Origin of the sequence: Vibrio sp. 10N.222.49.C9 (assembly GCF_041474985.1) — a bacterium.
In the GTDB taxonomy this organism is placed as follows: Bacteria; Pseudomonadota; Gammaproteobacteria; order Enterobacterales; family Vibrionaceae; genus Vibrio; species Vibrio crassostreae_C.
In genome coordinates this window covers 1-212 of sequence record NZ_JBFRVD010000954.1, presented here as the reverse complement: position 1 = coordinate 212, position 212 = coordinate 1, and the positions used below count along the sequence as shown (strand labels likewise).

At 48.6% G+C, this 212-nt stretch carries 1 protein-coding gene; it reads right to left on the bottom strand.

Annotated elements, in window-relative coordinates; translation table 11 throughout:
- Positions 1-212, bottom strand: a 212-nt coding sequence (locus tag AB4585_RS26380) for an isoaspartyl peptidase/L-asparaginase (RefSeq protein WP_372171713.1), incomplete at both ends; no start/stop codon positions are given.

Here is a 212-nt window from a genome sequence, read left to right as displayed (position 1 = left end):
TACATTCCTGAGCTGTTCATCGCAAAGTGAATATCACCGTTAGAATCCAAGGCAATCAAGCCGCCTTCTCCACCCATAGCTTCGAGTTCACCATGAATGACTTGCTCACTGGCAGTGTGGACGTCCTCTTTAAGATAACGCATCCTTGCTGCAAGATCTGATGCCACCGTTTTACGGATAAAGTGCTCACCTACACCTGTCGTCGATACCGC